Consider the following 18,219-nt stretch of genomic DNA (forward strand, 5'->3'; position numbering starts at 1 on the left):
TCTATGCGTTTGTTTATTGCGGAAAAGCCCAGCCTTGCACGGGCAATTGCGGATGTACTGCCCAAACCCCATCGTAAAGGGGATGGCTTTATTCAATGTGGTGATGACCAAATGGTCACATGGTGCATTGGACATCTTTTAGAACAAGCAGAGCCGGACGCTTATGATCCGCGCTATGCCCGTTGGAATTTGCAAGACTTGCCCATTATTCCTGAAAAATGGCAGTTGAAGCCTCGTTCCGCAGTAACCAAGCAACTAAATACTATCGATGCTCTCTTGAAGCAAGCGAGCGTCGTTGTTCATGCCGGAGACCCTGATCGAGAAGGGCAGTTGCTGGTGGATGAAGTCTTGGATTATTTCAAACTTGATCCGGAAAAGCGTAAAAATGTAAAACGTTGCTTAATTAACGATTTAAACCCTCAAGCTGTTGAGCGTGCTATCGACCGCTTGCGTGAAAACCGTGAATTTATTCCGTTATGCGTCTCTGCATTAGCCCGTGCTCGTGCTGATTGGCTGTATGGGATCAATATGACCCGTGCATATACGTTGTTGGGGCAACGAGGTGGCTATCAAGGTGTACTTTCTGTTGGACGTGTTCAAACACCCGTCTTAGGTTTAGTCGTTAGACGTGATGAAGAAATAGAAAACTTTATTCCAAAAGATTTTTTTGAAGTCAAAGCACATATTGTGACACCGAAAGATGAGCGTTTTGTGGCAATTTGGCAGCCGAGTGAATCTTGCATCGATTTTCAAGATGAAGAAGGGCGTCTCATCCACCGTCCGTTAGCGGAACATGTGATTTCGCGTATTGAAGGAAAGCCGGCAATTGTCACGCAATATCAGGACAAAAAAGAGTCTGAAATTGCGCCGTTACCGTTTTCTTTATCCGCATTACAAATTGAAGCTGCCAAAAAATATGGACTGAGTGCTCAAGAGGTCCTCGATATTTGCCAAAAACTGTATGAAACCCATAAACTTATCACATATCCACGTTCAGATAGTCGCTATCTGCCTGATGAGCATTTTGCTGGGCGCCATGCCGTATTGAATGCAATTGCTGTACACCAACCCGAATTAACGGAGTTCGCATTACCTGAACTCGATAAGAAAAACCGTTGCTGGGATGACAAAAAAGTGGATGCGCACCATGCGATTATTCCAACAGCAAAAACGGCGGCGGTGCGTTTAACTGAAAATGAAAGCAATGTTTATCAACTGATTGCTCGTCAGTACATTATTCAATTTATGGCTGATGCGGTTTATCGCAAATGTACTATCGATTTAGATATCGAAAATGGCAAGTTCAATGCGAAAGCCCGTTTTCTTGCCGAAGCGGGTTGGCGCGTGGTATTAGGCAGCAAAGAACGTGATGCAGAAAACGATGGGATGCCATTGCCAATTGTGAAGAAAGGCGATGATCTTTTATGCGAAAAAGGGGAAGTGGTCGAACGACAGACCCAACCTCCACGACCATTTACGGATGCAACCTTATTATCCGCCATGACAGGTATTGCGCGTTTTGTACAAGATAAAGCATTAAAAAAAGTATTGCGTGAAACCGATGGTTTAGGGACCGAAGCGACCCGTGCAGGCATTATCGATCTACTCTTTAAGCGTCAGTTTCTCTTTAAAAAAGGGCGCTATATCCATGCATCTCCCGCTGGGCGAGCGTTGATCCACGTTTTACCAGATATGGCGACACTACCTGATATGACTGCTCATTGGGAATCAAGACTCACGCAGATCAGTGAAAAGCAAACGCGCTATGATGATTTTATGCAACCGTTAAGCCAAACATTGATTAATTTGATTCAGCAAGCGAGACAATATACCAATCTTCGTGCATTTCGAGAACTACCGCCTCCGCCCAATGCAAAAGGAATGAAAAAGAGCTTGAAAAAAGCCTCTGGTGCCAGTAAAGCAAATAAATCTGCCTCATCAAAATAAGTGTTATCAGACAATTCGTGTTTATCGCTAAAAGAGTTTGAAAAAGCGTTTTAGTAGTGACAAGGAGATGTTCCAAAAGCGCTTGTTAACCCTAACTTTTTGTCATCGTTCAATTTGAACCCATCAAGGCAGCATATAGGTTCTATTTGTGCAGGGGCATTCATTCTTCATGCGTTAAATCTATTACCCAAACGACAAGCCACAACTCATCGAGATGCAGAGGCGGCATTAAGCGCATTATCAGTAGAATTTATGGCGCAGCCATTTGTTTGTCATGGAAAGGTGGCGACAGCGGGAGGCTGCTTATCTGCACTTTATCTCGTGGGATGGTTAATCGATTTTAGCTTACACCAAGGACTGATGTAAAAAACGGTCAAGTGCAAAGCATAATGTAAAAAGCTTTTAGGACAAAATCGTGCTGCCCTAAAAGCGAATAATTTTGTCGAGCTTATTTAGTCAGATCAAATTCAGCCCAAACAGGTGCATGGTCAGACGGTTTTTCCATTCCACGAATGTCGTAATCGATACCAGTGGCACGACAACGGCTTGCGAGCTTTTTAGACGCTAACAGAAGGTCAATACGCAGTCCTCGGTTATCATCAAAACCCTTGGAGCGATAATCAAACCAAGAATAACAGTCAGTGGTATCAGGATGCTGTTCACGGTAAGTGTCTACAAGCCCCCAACCCAGTAATCTCTCTAACCATTCACGCTCTTCAGGTAAGAATGAGCATTTACCTGTCTTTAACCAGCGTTTGCGGTTGGCATCGCCAATACCAATATCTAGATCGGTTGGGCTGATATTCATATCACCCATGATGAGTAGTTGAGAATCTGCAGTTTGCGTTGATGTCACATAATCTTGTAGATCACGGTAAAATTTTTCTTTTGCTGGAAATTTGGTTGGGTGATCACGGCTTTCTCCTTGAGGGAAGTAGCCATTCACGACAGTGAGGATACCTTCATTAGTTTGGATATCCGCCATGATAATACGGCGCTGAGCTTCTTCATCGTCAGTAGGGAAACCTTTTCTGACGGCGATTGGCTCATTTTTTAACAGTAATGCCACACCGTAGTGGGCTTTTTGTCCGTGATAATAAACATGGTAGCCTAATTTACTGACTTCCTCGTAAGGGAACATATCGTCATGGACTTTCGTCTCTTGTAACCCGATCACTTCAGGTTGATGCTTTTCGATAATCGCTTCCAGTTGATGAGGACGTGCTCTTAGACCATTAATGTTGAACGAAATAAATTTCATGGTTACTTATCACCCATTGCTTTAAATATGATTGAAGAGATTCTAGCAGAAGCTAACAATAGTGTAACTATTAAATATTTTTTGTTTATATAATTGCCCATAATTTATTAGTGAATTTTAATTTTTGATAATAATATATCTATAGATGCTAATTAAAAAATGTTTGTTAGTTTTATAATTAACTACCTAAAAGTTCATTTAAAGTCAGTTGGTTATTTATATTTTAATGTGATTTAATGGTGGGGCAATAAAAAATAATCAAATGAAACAGTATAATATATTGCTTTGCTATGTTGGAAAATATAAAAATACTTTTATGAAATATTGTTAACCATCAAATGAAAAAATTTATTTAAATTTTTATTTGGTGTTCGAGATTATGGGTTAATCAACATATTGTTATTTAAAAATAATTATGTTGGTTTACATTTCAATAAATAGAATGGGGTCATAGATATGTTCTTTTCAAGAAAATTAGAGGCGTTTATGGCAGTTGTTGAGAATGGCTCGCTAAGCAAGGCTGCAAGGGTGATGAACCGCACGACACCCCCCATCGCAAAATCCATAAAAGACTTTGAAACGAGTTTGGGTAAACGGCTTTTTAAAAGAGAAAAATTTGGAATGACATTAACTAAGGATGGCCAAGAACTTTATAATGATCTCAGAGATCTTTACCTACAGGAAAAAGAAATAACAAAGAAACACTTTTCTGGTTACATCGTTAATGAAGCTAATATTTATTATGACTGGGGGAAGGAAAATCATTTAATTAATTTGTATCAAGCCGCACATAAAAATAATGTTCAGGTTAATATATTAAGATTTAACTATGATGAGGTAGATGAAATTGTTGACTATGATGGAAATACTTTAATTTTAAGTTCTGAATTAGTTATCAGTGAAAGATTTTCATTGCAAAAAAAAATAGAGAATGCGCCGTTAGGTATTTATTGCAGAAAAGAGTTATATGAAAAATTCAATCATGACGTAGTGGTATTGCTTCAACAAAGTACTTGGTTATGCGATCCGTCATTTTACAAGAGCTCACTAATGAGTGATTTGTTGGCAAAAGTTGAGACTGCTGAAAGTAAATCCAGTATCCGACAGATGGACAATATTGGATGTTGCCAAAGTTTTATTCAAGATGGGGATTTTCTTGGAATCATTGACCACTATCCTGAGGATGAATTGATCGACAGATCACTGATTTATGTGTCACTAAACGGGATTTTGGATAAAAGTGATTGTTACATTTATAAATCAAAGTCACATTCAAGTGTGTTAAATCGATTTATTGGTGTTGTAGATAAACTTGGAAAAGAGACTGCTTAGATGGTGGTGGGAGAAGGATTCGAACCTTCGAAGTCTGTGACGGCAGATTTACAGTCTGCTCCCTTTGGCCGCTTGGGTATCCCACCAGATTTTGAATTGCTGTAATCGTTCACAGCGGGCGGCATCATATCAAATGACGCGCCCCTGTAAAGTATTAATTGAAAAAAAATGTCTGAATGCTGGATTTTTAATCTTAACGTGTGATAAATCAACAAATTAATGCAATTAATAACTGAAATGCTCTGTTATAAAATAATTGTCCGATTACCGTAAACAAAGACACGTTGTGCGAGAACCCAGTATAAGGCATGGCTCAGCACGTTTTTTTCAACATCACGACCAGCGCGCATCATATCATCCGCAGTGAAAGTATGATCTACGTTGATAACGTTTTGCGTGATGATAGGGCCTTCATCTAAATTATCATTCACAAAGTGGGCTGTCGCCCCAATGATTTTCACACCGCGCTCATAGGCTTGGTGATAAGGACGTGCACCAATGAATGCAGGTAAGAATGAATGATGAATATTAATAATTTGGTTTGGATAGCGCTGAACGAAGGCAGGTGTTAGTACACGCATATATTTTGCCAGTACAACATAGTCAGGTTGGTACTGATCAATCTGAGCGGTTAATTTCTCGTCATGTTGATCACGAGTTAATCCTTCGTGGCTGATATGATGGAAAGGAATGCCAAATTGTTCGACAAGATTTTTTAGCGTGTCGTGGTTGCCAATAACGGCGGCAATTTCCACATCTAACCCATCATAAGCACTCTTCATGAGGAGATCCCCAAGACAGTGAGCTTCTTTGGTAACCATAACGACAATGCGGCGGCGTCCCGCAGAGTTTAATTCACGCTTAGAACCTTCTGGCAACGCATCATCTAAATCTGCTAGCAATGTTTCGTCGTTAAAAATGCCTTCCAGTTCCGTTCTCATAAAAAAACGACCAGTGCGGTGATCGACAAATTCATTATTTTGGATAATGTTAAGCTGGTGTTTGTAGCAGATATTGGTAATTTTAGCGATTAATCCCTTAGCATCAGGGCAAATAGTTCTGAGAATTTTTTTCTGTACGTTTTTGTGTTGCATGGAACTGCCTAATCCTTAACTAACAAAAGTCCAATAATTTAGACTCATCGTAATATGTGCAAAGAATATGCGAATTGATAAACAGAGAATTAATAACTATCGCAGCACTTCTTGAATTTTTTTCCTGAGCCGCATGGGCAGTTATCATTACGCCCAACTTTTGGTGTTATTCCATCAATGTAATACCACTGTGCATCAATGCGAAGAAAACGGGAACGTTCGTGAATAAGCTGTTTATGATCAGCTTTTTCATCAATAAAGCAAGCCGAAAATTCGACATAAGCTTCGTCAGGATTTTTAGCATGAGAAGAACTAATGACACGCAGTCCTAGCCATTCAGTTTGTTCAAAACTTTCTACGATAGCATCGCGCCACTCTTGTGCTTGGCAATCTGGGTGCCATGTTTTAATGAGGTAATCTGCATCTCGGTGAACATAAGCACTGTATCGTGAGCGCATTAATTGCTCTGGAGTTTCAGCAATAGTCTGCCCAGATATCAGCGGAGAGCAGCATTGGTCAAACGGCAGAGGATGACCGCAACTACAATTATTTTTTAAAGATTGGTTCATTCTTTTCTCGATAAAATAACTATACTTAAAAAATATAGTCGTTAATGATTTTGCGATATGACTATTGTTGTCACAATATATGACTTATTAAACCAGGGTAGTCGTGGTAGGTATGATATGAAAAATAGAAAAATACTCATAGTTGAAGATGAAAAAATTTTTTGTACTATTCTTCGTGAATACCTCGAAAGTTTAGAAACCGACGTCTATATCGCGGATAATGGTGCGCTTGCACTTGAACTGATCACGCAACAGCAGGTGAAACCTGATGTGATTTTATGTGACCTAAATATGCCCGTCATGAACGGGGAAGCGTTTATGGCAGAACTGGTAGAACGCAATATTAATGTGCCAGTGATTGTCATATCAGCAACGACGGATTTTACTCAATTGGATCGCATGTTTCGCCTTGGAGCGAAAGATGCACTATTGAAGCCGATAAAAAATCTTGATGAAGTCAAAGTGACGATCCATGCGGCGTTGTATCCTGAACAATATGATCCCGAAGCATTGATTGAGAATGAAATACAAAATATTTCGAATATTCTAAATAATGACAAGCTGGATATGTTGGCCATTTTAAAACAGTTGCAACCTCCCGTTGTACAGGTCATTAATGGCTATAAGATAAACTATAGACAATTAAATGAAGCGAATCGTTTTGGTTTACTGTTGGATATTGCAGCAATATCAGAAGAACAAATTGGCTTTTATTGTATCGATATAGAGCGTTCTCCGCATGAAGGTATCATGGCGGCTTTTTTAATTAGAGTGGTATTTAATGATTTGCTAAAGAGCGCAGTAAATAACCGAGATAAAAAATTGCCTCAAATTGATAACATTATTAACCAAATAAATCATCTACTTGAAGAGTCAGGTTTTTCTGGTCAATTTCCTTTGCTGCTTGGTTACTTTAATACTAAGTCCAAAAGTGTGATTTTGGCGAGTGCAGGGCTCGAAGCTGATATTACCACGGGGAATGATCACTACCACTTAGCGCGCAACATTCCATTGGGCACCTTGAAAACATACCATTCAAATCGATTAGATTTTCAAGGTGAGAATTGGAGATGCCTTATTCATAATTCGAATCAAAAAATTAAGCTGATGTTTAATCCTGATGCTCAGAAATAATGCATGTATTTAATGAATATGGGTTCTATTTATCTTAAATGGGGCTATCTCTATTTATTCAATAATGAATCCTGATATACTGGCGCGCACTAAAAACGCGCCAGTATAGTTTATTGACAAGATAAATGGTGCTTATTAAATTTTCGGAGTTCTCAAGATGATCAAACGCAAGGTGCGTAAAGCGGTAATTCCTGTAGCGGGTTTAGGAACACGGATGCTTCCTGCAACGAAAGCGATCCCGAAAGAGATGTTACCTGTTGTGGATAAGCCTTTAATCCAATATGTAGTTAATGAGTGTATTGCTGCTGGGATTAATGAAATTGTGTTAGTAACACACTCATCTAAAAATTCTATTGAAAACCACTTCGATACGAGCTTTGAACTTGAAGCTATCTTAGAAGCGCGTGTGAAACGCCAACTGTTGGATGAGGTTAAGTCTATTTGTCCAAGCCATGTGACGATTATGCAAACGCGCCAAGGTATTGCTAAAGGTTTGGGACATGCGATTCTATGTGCTAAGCCATTAGTGGGTAACGAACCTTTTGCCGTCATTCTTCCTGACGTTATTTTAGATCGCTACAGCACCGATTTAACGAAGTTCAATCTTAAAGAGATGTTAGAACATTATGAAACAACAGGAGCTAGTCAAATTTTAGTTGAGCCAGTACCAGAAGAAGATGTTTCTAACTATGGGATTGTGGATTGTAATGGTGTGACATTACAACCAGGCGATAGTAAACCTATTTCTCGTATGGTTGAAAAACCTAAGCGTGATGAAGCGCCATCAAATTTATCAATTGTAGGGCGTTATGTATTATCTGAAAAAATTTGGGATGCATTGGCAAAAACTGCCCCAGGTGCTGGCGACGAAATTCAATTAACAGATGCCATCGCTTTAATGATGGAAAATAAAGAACCTGTTGAAGCTTACCACTTATGTGGTAAAAGCCATGACTGCGGAAATAAATTAGGTTACATGAAAGCCTTCGTAGAATATGGCATGCAACACGATACGTTAGGAAATGATTTTTCCGCATGGATTCAAGAGTTAGCCGCTAATTTAGATACTACTGCGAAATCTAATTAATAGATAAACTCCCTTTATGCGTATAAAAAGCTAACCAAAATGGTTAGCTTTTTTTATACAAATCTATAAAGGGAGTATTCGGATTTTAAGTGTCATTAAATGTCAGTGATATAATATAAATCTATAACACCTGTGTCGCGTGTGAATTAATTAGCGTAAGACCTATCAAGGTGAGTTCAAGAATTTTATCTGATGAGATTACGTAACTTTACTTTAACGCTATATTTTATTTTGTACTATTATTTTTGATTAGCGCTGGATGAAGAAAAACGGATTAGGAAAGATGAAGGATGGATAATATTGGGGTTGTTATAAATAAAAACACCCTTATAAAAAGGGTGTTTAGAATTTGAAAGGTTGTTAATCTTAGATTAAGAAATCGTCTAAAGATTTACCTTGTTCTTCGATTGCAACTTTAATTACTGCTGGAGTACGACCTTGGCCTGTCCAAGTTTTAGTTTCGCCGTTCTCATCAACATATTTATATTTTGCTGGACGAGCTGCACGTTTAGCGCGGGTGCTAGTGCTTTTACCTGAATCCATAGTTTGCAGAAGGTCATTTAAATCTACGCCTTGTTCTAAAATCATTTCGCGAACTTTTTCCAGTTTACGATTACGTTCTTCGACTTCAGCGCGAGCTTGGCTTTCTTCTTCACGACGCTCATCAACAACGACGGTTAATTTTTCCAGCATTTCTTCTAAAGATTCTAAAGTAACTTCACGTGCTTGAGCACGAAGAGTACGGATGTTATTTAAGGCTTTTAATGATTCGCTCATTTTCCTGGTCTCAATTTTATATGTTGGCATGTGTACAGTAATAATAGAGTGCTATTTTAAATTCTGCAATAGCTAAATTACTTTCGTAGTTTAAAAGTTATCTTTAACGAATGCAATTTTTTTACAAAAGAATTATAAAAATTTTCGTTGCTATAAATTTCGCTATTATCAATAACGGAACTAATGAAAAAAGGTAATTAGGAAATGCCAATAAAATTTATATTAATAGGCTCATGATAAGCATTACCTTTTGTTTGGGGATGTATCAATGGATGTCTTTAACGTAAATTTTCTTTTTTTGACATAATAAAATTAGCAATATGTGCCAATGGCTATACCAAGGAAAGTTAATATCAGTTTGAGATTAATTGTCTAGCACACAAAAAGAATGTGACTTAAAGTCACTAATTTAACATAGTGATGGGCGGAAATTCATACACTTACTTATCAGCATAGAGTTTCAGTTAATCTTAAAATGCCTTTATGCTAAAATATTCTGAAACATTATTTTTAGGAAACCGCCCAATGGCACAGCTCTACTTCTATTATTCTGCAATGAATGCAGGTAAATCGACTTCATTATTACAATCTTCCTATAACTACCACGAACGTGGAATGCGTACTTTGATTTTTACCGCTGAAATTGATAATCGTTTTAGTCATGGCAAGGTGTCTTCTCGGATAGGGTTATCTGCAGATGCGTTATTATTTTCGCCTATAACGGATATGGCGGAAATTATCAAAAATGAAAATAGTGTTCAGAAAGTACATTGTGTGCTCATTGACGAATGCCAATTTTTGACAAAACAGCAAGTAGAACAATTATGTGATGTAGTCGATAATTTAGACATTCCAGTGCTTTGCTATGGTTTGCGTACGGATTTTTCTGGGGAATTGTTTGCAGGAAGTCAGTATTTATTAGCGTGGGCAGATAAATTAGTTGAGTTAAAAACCGTCTGTTATTGTGGGCGTAAGGCAAATAAAGTTTTACGCATTGGTGGTGATGGTATACCAGTGTATGAAGGAGCACAGGTGGATATTGGTGGAAATGAAAAGTATATCTCAGTCTGTCGCAAACATTACTCCGATGCTATCAAACAAGCTCAATTAATGAATAGTGGAGCGATAGAGAAAACACCGTTTAACTTCAAATAAATGAAGATTAAGATTAATTAGGCATATAGTTTACAAATAGGAATATCAGGTTATTAAGACATTTTTGTCAAATAAGGTAAATAAATTAATAAAATACTCAATCTACTTGTAGTTAAAAATGGTTCGTAACAAAAAAAGTTTAAAACGGATTGAATAAAATTTGATAAGCCTCATGTTTTTAACATGGGGCTTTTTAGTGGATTAATTTTATACATGAACACATTATCCTATAATCAAAAAATGCAAATGTGCTTAAATGGTAGCGCGTAATGAAATTTAACATCTCAAATCTTAAAAACGACAAGTTTTTATTATTGTTTCTTTGCTTTGGAATACGCCTACGGTAATAGGAATATAAGGTAGGGTTGATTATATGCTCGTGGCAGTGAAACGAAGACTAATGAAAAGAGCATTGACTGGAATAAAATCGACTGCTTTTGTTCATAAGGTGACAACGAGATTATAACGTCTAGCCATTTCTTCATGTTTCCATTTCGCTAGGGGAAGCTAAGGTAACTGTGAATGTCCTCTCTGTACTATCTTTCCTCATCGATACGCTGTTGTCACGGGCTAGTGGATGTAGTTGAGTTAGCTATCATTCATCGCTTTTTATCCAGGCTGACCGCGTTTAATGCCTTATTCAGTGACAATAGCTGGTAGGTAAGTGAACTCGTCGGAAAGCCCACCAAAATCATTAATCATTTGCCATTGAGCTAGGGAAATATTTCCTTGAATATTGGGTATTTCTGTATCACTAAATGGTGCCAATATCAGGCTTTTATTATAGTTTTTCTGGTTATATTTAATATTTACAACAGTTAGATAGTAAGGTGTTGGATTATTAAATTTCCACAGTTTTTGTTGTTGGTGAAGAGTCACTCGCTGGAAAATATGGCTATTGGGAGCACTGAGATGACTAGGTCGATAAAATACTTTAATGATGATGTTGGTGACAAACGTGGGTTTAGTCTTATTTGCTCGCTCTCGAAGGTGTTTTTCTGCTGGAATAGCGCGTGTATTTAAAAAGAAAAGAGATTCTCTATCGGCTGGTAATTCACTGTTATTTTTTAATAATACGCGAGCGCTAGACTGACTGTTTGCTTCTAATCGAAATAAGTAGGGGGTAACCAAAAAATAAGGTGACTTCGTACCTTCAATTTGTTCAGTCACGGTAGCCTGAATGAAATAGGGGATTGAATCCCCATTAATCACCGTGAATGTGGTGGAGGGGTGATCACTGTTTAATATTAATCTTGTTGGTTCCAGACGTAAGCCCACGCTGTAGGCTGAAAAGCTCAAGCACAGTAAAATTAAATAGGTAAAATCAGCCAGTTTTTTCATATCAATTTATGTCGTCCCGAGAAAAGAAAAGGTCATGGTTGATTGAAAAGAGTTCATTTATAGACTCATGTTTTTCTGGATGGGACTTAACATAAATATAAAAGGTTTTATGAAATTGATCCTTATTGGTGCTTTACTAAGCATTTCAACTGTTTTCAATAAAGTGACTCAAGTTAGCTGATACCGCAGCGTGGTTATATTTCGGAAATACATATACCAAGGTTTATATTTGGGTTATCAATAAGTCTGATGAGATCAACCTAATTTATAGGTGATATTCTAACGACGGTATTGTGGAGTAAACGAATACTGCAATGAGAGAAGACGACTGCTTAGACAAATAATAGTAAGGTGGTTAGGGCGGTGATTTTATCATATATCCATCTTTGGGATGTTTGAATAAAGATAAAGGCTCCAAAAGCGTTAGGGGGATCCTAAATCTTTTGAAGCCTTTTTATCGATTAATGGCTATACCATTAGAATGCTAACTATTTTTTCGTGCTTTTCTTTTCTGCTTTAGGTGCAGCAAGTTCTGCGCCTTTTTCAGTAAATTCACGTCCGTAGTAAGAATCCAGTAACAGTTGTTTGATTTCAGAGATCAGCGGGTAACGTGGGTTAGCTCCAGTACATTGGTCATCAAACGCATCTTCAGACAATTTATCTAAATGAGCTAAGAAGTCCGCTTCGGCAACACCAGCTTCACGAATAGATTTAGGAATACCTAAATCCGCTTTCATCTCTTCTAGCCAAGCAAGTAGACGTTCAATTTTCTCACCCGTACGGTCGCCTGCTTTGGTCAATCCTAAGTGATCAGCAATCTCAGCATATTGACGACGAGCTTGAGGGCGATCGTATTGGCTGAATGCTGTTTGCTTAGTTGGGTTATCATTTGCGTTGAAACGAATAACGTTACAAATCAATAGGGCATTAGCTAAACCATGTGGAATATGGAATTCAGACCCCAATTTATGTGCCATGGAGTGACAAACTCCTAAGAAGGCGTTGGCAAATGCAATACCCGCTAATGTTGCTGCATTATGAACCCGCTCTCTTGCTACAGGGTTTTTTGCCCCTTCATGGTAGCTTGCTGGCAGATAATCTTTTAACAGGCTTAGTGCTTTTAATGCTTGACCGTCAGAGAATTCATTCGCCAGTACAGAAACATAAGATTCCAGAGCATGAGTCACGGCATCTAACCCACCAAATGCAGTTAGCGATTTAGGCATGTTCATGACTAAGTTTGCATCAACAATCGCCATATTTGGTGTTAATGCGTAGTCCGCTAATGGGTATTTTTGACCTGTTTTATCATCAGTCACAACGGCAAATGGTGTGACTTCAGAACCTGTACCTGACGTGGTTGTAATCGCCACTAATTTTGCTTTTACGCCCATTTTCGGGAATTTATGAATACGTTTACGGATATCCATAAAGCGTAACGCTAATTCTTCAAAGTGAGTTTCTGGGTGCTCGTACATGACCCACATAATCTTAGCGGCATCCATTGGGGAACCACCACCTAACGCGATGATCACATCTGGTTGGAATGCTTGCATTTGAGCGGCGCCTTTACGTACAACAGACAAGGTAGGATCCGCTTCTACTTCAAAGAAAACATCCGTTTCAATATGGTGTTTTTTCAGCACATCAACAATTTCATCAACATAACCATTATTGAATAAATAGCCATCGGTGACGATAAAGGCGCGTTTTGCACCATCAGTGGCTATCTCTTCTAAAGCAATAGGAAGACATCCACGGCGGAAATAGATTGAATTAGGGAGTTTATGCCACAACATATTTTCAGCTCTTTTTGCCACGGTTTTCTTGTTGATTAAGTGTTTTGGTCCTACGTTTTCGGAGATAGAGTTACCTCCCCAAGAACCACAACCCAAGGTTAAGGATGGTGCTAACTTAAAGTTATACAGGTCACCAATACCGCCTTGAGATGCTGGGGTATTAATCAAAATACGCGCCGTTTTCATTTTTTCGCCAAAGTAGCTTACTCGAGCATGTTGGTTATCTTGGTCAGTGTAGAGGCAAGACGTATGACCAATACCGCCCATTTCAACTAATTGTTCTGCTTTTTCCACTGCATCTTCAAAGTTTTTAGCACGATACATTGCTAAAAGTGGAGAAAGTTTTTCATGGGCAAAAGGCTCTGATTCATCAATGAGTTTTACCTCGCCAATCAGAATTTTGGTGGTTTCAGGAACGACAATACCTGCCATTTCTGCAATTTTAAATGCTGGTTGACCCACGATTGCTGCATTTAGGTTACCATCTTTTAAAATAATATTTTGGACAGCTTTGAGTTCTTTACCTTGTAGTAGGTAACCGCCATGGGTAGCAAAGCGCTCACGAACTTGATCATAAACTGCATCAACCACGACAACTGACTGCTCAGATGCGCAAATTACACCATTATCAAAAGTTTTTGACATCAAGATAGACGCAACGGCACGTTTGATATCGGCGGTTTCATCGATAACAACAGGGGTGTTACCTGCGCCTACACCAATAGCGGGTTTACCTGAGCTGTATGCTGCTTTCACCATGCCCGGACCACCGGTTGCTAAGATTAGGTTAATATCTGGGTGATGCATTAATGCGTTAGACAGCTCGACTGATGGGGAATCAATCCAACCGATGATATCTTTTGGTGCACCAGCTTCAATCGCTGCATTTAATACGATTTCTGCCGCACGGTTAGTCGCAATTTTAGCACGCGGATGTGGAGAAAAAATAATCGCATTACGAGTTTTTAAGCTAATTAAAGATTTAAAAATGGCAGTAGACGTTGGGTTTGTTGTTGGGACAATACCGCAGATAATGCCAATAGGTTCAGCGATAGTAATGGTGCCAAAGGTTGGGTCTTCAGACAGAATGCCACAGGTTTTTTCGTCTTTATACGCGTTATAGATATACTCAGAAGCGAAGTGGTTTTTAATCACTTTATCTTCCACAATACCCATACCTGATTCTTCAACGGCTAGTTTAGCTAATGGAATTCGAGCATCAGCCGCAGCGAGAGCCGCAGCGCGGAAAATACGGTCGACTTTTTCTTGAGAGAAGCTGGCAAATTCACGTTGAGCTTTTTTGACACGAGCAACGAGTTCATTGAGTTCGGTAACATTAGTTACGGACATATAGATTACTCCTGATAAAGTTAAAATTTTTAAGCCAATGAGCAAAGCATCTAAAAAAAGCTGTTGTAACAAGACCACCTAAAACAACAGTATAGATAAACTTAACAATAATGCGTTTCACTCATGCTAATTGGCTTATAAATCTCAGATAAATAGCTCAAAAAGTAAAAATTAACTGATTCATAATAACGTTTATTAGTTAAGAACAGATTAACAAAAAGGGGAATTAATAAAGTGATCTAAATCACAAAATATGCAAGCTGACTCCTTTCAGCATGGCATTTTTACGTTTTAGTAGAAATTGCAAAAAAAGGATTAATGAATCGCTAAAAATGGGTGAATAAAACGTCGATTTTTGAGTGGTGAGACAACCTGCAATAAATAATTCTATTAAGATGCACAAAATTGTTCTTTAACTAAGGATTTTAGTCATTTCAGTGATAAAATTAATTCAGGTAAGCGTTTCTTGTTTAAGAATTTTATGAGGGTATTAATGGGTGAGCGCAACATTACTTGATTTATCAGGCTATATTAAATTTTTTATTGGTCTATTTGCGTTAGTAAACCCGGTTGGTATCCTACCTGTGTTTATTAGTATGACAAACTACCAAACTATCGCGAGCCGTAATCGAACAAATACAATAGCCAACTCATCAGTGGCAATTATTTTATGTACGTCTTTACTGGTTGGTGACTCAATATTACAGCTGTTTGGCATCTCAATTGATTCGTTCCGTATCGCGGGGGGAATACTAATTGTTACTATCGCTTTATCGATGATCAGCGGTAAAATTGGTGAAGATAAACAAAACAAACAAGAAAAAACCGAAACAGCAGTGCGCGATAGCATTGGTGTGGTTCCATTAGCTCTTCCGTTAATGGCGGGACCCGGTGCGATCAGTTCATGTATCGTGTGGTCTTCACGATGGACAGGGTGGCAAAATTTTATTGGATTAGCGTTAACCAGTATTTTATTTGCTTTCTGTTGTTGGTTGTTGTTCCGTTCGGCATCTTTATTGGTTCGTTATTTAGGGCAGACAGGTATTAACGTCGTCACCCGTATTATGGGGTTATTATTAATGTCATTAGGTATCGAAATTGCTGTAACGGGTGTGAAAGCAATATTTCCAGGTCTTTTATAACTCATTGTATTTAGCCGTCTATCGGGACGGCTATTCCTGCCTCTCTTTTATTACACATCATCATCTCAATCGACAATATCCATTTAATTTTTTTGAGTTACTCAAGATGCTCGAAATAGTTCCTCTGCACGATAAATATAAAATGTGATTATGTGTCGCACTTTTTGCAAATATAGGAATAAAAAGTAAGGAAATGTGAGCTGCGTAAATTTATTCACTATTCTCATTGGAGATTGTTAATGATATGTTTGGATTATTGTCATTGCAGGTCTTAAGCATTATTTAAGGTGTTTTTTTATCTAATTGTTTTTATTGTTTTATTTTCATTGTTACGTACATTTCAGTTATTCTGATGATGATTTAATGCTCGAAATGTTAAGTGTATGTGATTTTTTGCGGCTTTTTTTTATATGCCTTTTGTATAGATTAAAGTCAGTAAGGGCGTTTTTGGGAGGTTAAAGTAAAAAAGTTATTAGCAAACAATGGCTAAAAGCCTTTATGAGTCAATAACGAAAGGCTAAAAAAACACCATTCGACTTAATGTTGAAAATTTAATTATGAAATGGAGAAGGCGCAACGATGAAATTAACATCCAGACACTGTTTACTTTCTTGTCTCATTATCTCATCTACTGTTTTTGCTCAAGCGTTACCTACCTCAAATAAATCACCACAAACGATTACCATAAACAATGGTTCTGAAGTTGCTTCTCTTGATCCTCATAAAGTTGAAGGGGTGCCGGAAGGTAATATTATTCTTAATTTGTTAGAAGGGCTGGTTTACGAGGATATTGAAGGTAAAGCGGTTCCTGGTATGGCGAGCAGTTGGCAGAATGAAAATTACACCGTATGGACATTCACTATACGCAATGATGCCAAATGGAGTGATGGAACACCTGTTGTCGCAGAGGATTTTGTATATAGCTGGCAGCGACTAGCGGACCCGAAAACGGGGTCACCTTATTCCAGTTATTTACAAAATGCTTATATCGAAAACTCAGAAGCGATTTTAAAAGGGCTGAAACCGAAAGAATCATTGGGTGTTAAAGCTATTGATGATAAACATTTGCAGGTAACACTCAGCCATCCAGTCCCTTACTTTATCGATATGCTTTCACATACCTCAATGAAACCGGTTAACCGTAAAGCAATTGAAAAATATGGTGATAAATGGACACAACCCGGTTTCTTTATTGGAAATGGGGCATACATTTTGGATGAATGGACAGTCAATGAGCGAATTATTCTTAAGCGTAATCCACTGTATTGGAATAATGCAAAAACGCAGATTGACCAAGCTACTTTTTTAGCTATCACGTCTGAAGTCAGTGATAACAACCGCTATCGCAGCGGTGAAATCGACATTAGTAACTCTGCCATTCCTCCTACGTTGTTTAAAAAAATGAAGGCAGAGAAACCTAACGAGCTGTATGTTCGTCCATATCTGTGTACGTTTTACTATGAAATTAATAACCAGAAAGCTCCCTTTACCGACCCACGAGTGCGTGAAGCGATTAAATTAGGTTTAGACAGAGAAACGATCACAAATAAAATCATCGACCAAGGACAGGTTGTCGCTTATGGGTTTACACCGACATTTATTCATAATGGTCATTTCGCCATACCTGAATGGGCGAAACTTTCGGCGGAACAGCGTTACCAACGAGCCAAAGACCTGCTCGCTGAGGCTGGATACACGGCGAAAAATCCCCTTAAATTTACTCTACTGTACAACACATCAGATCAAAATAAGCAGCAAGCTATTGTTGCCGCATCGATGTGGCAAAAAAATATTGGTGCTCAAGTCACCTTGCAAAACCAAGAATGGAAAACCAGCTTACAAAACCGCCATGAAGGAAACTATGAAGTCGCTAGAGCAACATGGTGTGCTGATTACAACGAGCCTTCTGCATTTTTGAATTCATTACTGTCGGATAACAGTAACAATACGGCTGCATACAAAAACAAATCTTATGATCAATTGCTATTAGAGGCTTTGACTGCACCAGATGACCAATCTCGTCAAAAAATTTATCAACAAGCAGAGTCCTTGCTAGACAAAGACTCTGCGCTGGTTCCCGTTTATTACCGCGTGAGTGCAAGAATGATCAAGCCCACAATTGGAGGATTTAAAGGAGGAGACCCTCTTGATCATATGGATGTTAAGCGGTTATATATAAATTCTACTAATCAATAATTTTGTAATAAACAAAATAACTGTTTACTGACTCA

General features: G+C 38.3%; 14 protein-coding genes and 1 tRNA gene. 8 read left to right on the forward strand and 7 right to left on the reverse strand.

The window, feature by feature from the left end:
* Nucleotides 1-3 precede the first annotated feature (3 nt).
* Nucleotides 4-1,947 (forward strand): DNA topoisomerase III, encoded by a 1,944-nt coding sequence (locus PR795_RS12765; protein WP_181479957.1) that lies wholly within the window; start codon nt 4-6, stop codon nt 1,945-1,947.
* A 114-nt stretch (nt 1,948-2,061) separates the two neighbouring features.
* Entirely contained in the window at nt 2,062-2,313 is a 252-nt protein-coding gene (locus PR795_RS12770) for a DJ-1/PfpI family protein (RefSeq protein ID WP_218927357.1), read from the forward strand.
* Nucleotides 2,314-2,395: 82 nt separating this feature from the next.
* Here PR795_RS12770 and xthA read toward each other — a convergent pair whose 3' ends face one another.
* Nucleotides 2,396-3,208 carry an exodeoxyribonuclease III gene (gene xthA / locus PR795_RS12775; RefSeq protein WP_154601007.1) on the reverse strand — a complete coding sequence of 271 codons (813 nt, stop codon included), beginning with the start codon at nt 3,206-3,208 and terminating at the stop codon, nt 2,396-2,398.
* Nucleotides 3,209-3,664: 456 nt separating this feature from the next.
* On the opposite strand from xthA, the gene PR795_RS12780 reads away from it, so the two are divergent.
* Nucleotides 3,665-4,540, forward strand: coding sequence for a LysR family transcriptional regulator (locus tag PR795_RS12780; RefSeq protein ID WP_006658750.1), 876 nt, complete (start codon nt 3,665-3,667; stop codon nt 4,538-4,540).
* A 1-nt stretch (nt 4,541) separates the two neighbouring features.
* Here PR795_RS12780 and PR795_RS12785 read toward each other — a convergent pair.
* From PR795_RS12785 to PR795_RS12795, 3 genes are all read right to left on the reverse strand, one after another.
* Nucleotides 4,542-4,626, reverse strand: a tRNA-Tyr gene (locus PR795_RS12785).
* Between the two features lie 159 nt (nt 4,627-4,785).
* On the reverse strand, nt 4,786-5,634 hold the full coding sequence (purU, locus tag PR795_RS12790) for a formyltetrahydrofolate deformylase (protein ID WP_006658749.1): 849 nt from the start codon (nt 5,632-5,634) through the stop codon (nt 4,786-4,788).
* A gap of 89 nt (nt 5,635-5,723) precedes the next feature.
* The gene (locus tag PR795_RS12795; protein ID WP_006661673.1) at nt 5,724-6,203 is read right to left on the reverse strand and encodes a YchJ family protein; all 480 of its coding nucleotides are present in this window, start codon (nt 6,201-6,203) and stop codon (nt 5,724-5,726) included.
* Between the two features lie 117 nt (nt 6,204-6,320).
* Here PR795_RS12795 and rssB point away from each other — a divergent pair, with 117 nt between their 5' ends.
* On the forward strand, nt 6,321-7,337 hold the full coding sequence (gene rssB / locus PR795_RS12800) for a two-component system response regulator RssB (protein ID WP_154601008.1): 1,017 nt from the start codon (nt 6,321-6,323) through the stop codon (nt 7,335-7,337).
* 157 nt (nt 7,338-7,494) lie between these two features.
* Nucleotides 7,495-8,424 (forward strand): UTP--glucose-1-phosphate uridylyltransferase GalU, encoded by a 930-nt coding sequence (gene galU / locus PR795_RS12805; RefSeq protein ID WP_006658746.1) that lies wholly within the window; start codon nt 7,495-7,497, stop codon nt 8,422-8,424.
* Nucleotides 8,425-8,790: 366 nt separating this feature from the next.
* Here galU and hns read toward each other — a convergent pair whose 3' ends face one another.
* The gene (gene hns, locus PR795_RS12810; RefSeq protein ID WP_006661675.1) at nt 8,791-9,201 is read right to left on the reverse strand and encodes a histone-like nucleoid-structuring protein H-NS; all 411 of its coding nucleotides are present in this window, start codon (nt 9,199-9,201) and stop codon (nt 8,791-8,793) included.
* Between the two features lie 525 nt (nt 9,202-9,726).
* Between hns and PR795_RS12815 the strand changes: the two genes are divergently transcribed.
* Entirely contained in the window at nt 9,727-10,356 is a 630-nt protein-coding gene (locus PR795_RS12815; protein WP_006661676.1) for a thymidine kinase, read from the forward strand.
* Between the two features lie 636 nt (nt 10,357-10,992).
* Here the strand turns inward: PR795_RS12815 and PR795_RS12820 are convergent.
* Entirely contained in the window at nt 10,993-11,697 is a 705-nt protein-coding gene (locus PR795_RS12820) for a fimbrial biogenesis chaperone (protein WP_181479955.1), read from the reverse strand.
* 488 nt (nt 11,698-12,185) lie between these two features.
* The gene (adhE, locus tag PR795_RS12825; RefSeq protein ID WP_006661678.1) at nt 12,186-14,846 is read right to left on the reverse strand and encodes a bifunctional acetaldehyde-CoA/alcohol dehydrogenase; all 2,661 of its coding nucleotides are present in this window, start codon (nt 14,844-14,846) and stop codon (nt 12,186-12,188) included.
* Between the two features lie 497 nt (nt 14,847-15,343).
* Here adhE and PR795_RS12830 point away from each other — a divergent pair, with 497 nt between their 5' ends.
* Nucleotides 15,344-15,988, forward strand: coding sequence for a YchE family NAAT transporter (locus PR795_RS12830; protein WP_006658741.1), 645 nt, complete (start codon nt 15,344-15,346; stop codon nt 15,986-15,988).
* 579 nt (nt 15,989-16,567) lie between these two features.
* Nucleotides 16,568-18,184: an ABC transporter substrate-binding protein gene (locus PR795_RS12835; RefSeq protein WP_181480882.1), complete on the forward strand. Its 1,617-nt coding sequence runs from the start codon at nt 16,568-16,570 to the stop codon at nt 18,182-18,184.
* Nucleotides 18,185-18,219 lie beyond the last annotated feature (35 nt).

It is taken from the genome of Providencia sp. PROV209 (genome assembly GCF_028479485.1).
GTDB classification, from domain to species: Bacteria; Pseudomonadota; Gammaproteobacteria; order Enterobacterales; family Enterobacteriaceae; genus Providencia; species Providencia alcalifaciens.